This is a genomic window from Haemophilus sp. HMSC066A11 (assembly GCF_001811665.1).
Taxonomy (GTDB): Bacteria; Pseudomonadota; Gammaproteobacteria; order Enterobacterales; family Pasteurellaceae; genus Haemophilus; species Haemophilus influenzae.
The window spans coordinates 1-403 of the sequence record NZ_KV805853.1 but is presented as its reverse complement, the minus strand read 5'-3'; the positions used below and the strand labels follow the sequence as shown (position 1 = coordinate 403).

The 403-nt window shown below is 41.4% G+C and carries 1 pseudogene; it reads right to left on the bottom strand.

What is annotated here, in order from left to right:
• Positions 1 to 403 (bottom strand): annotated as a pseudogene (gene glmM / locus HMPREF2813_RS01050) (phosphoglucosamine mutase); the annotation flags it as partial.

Below are 403 nucleotides of genomic sequence, written 5' to 3'. Positions count from 1 at the left end.
CCTTCTAAACGTTTTTCAACCTCTGCGGCAACAGATTTTACAGCATCATTTTCAAGTGGATTTTCCCCACCTGCAAAACGTACATTGATTAACACTTATGGGAATAATTTAACCGCACTTGCTAATTCATTTAATGATAATTTATGCTGTGCCATCGCCGCCAATACAGCCAATGACGCAACAATGCCATCGCCAGTAGTATTCTTATCCGCAATGATAATATGTCCAGAATTCTCCCCCCCAAGCGTCCAATCATTTTCAACCATTTTTTCCAATACATAACGGTCTCCCACGTTTGCACGTAAGAAAGGAACGCCAAGCATTTTCAACGCAATCTCTAAGCTCATATTACTCATTAAGGTGCCAACGACACCGCCTTTTAATTGACCTGAGCGCAATGCTT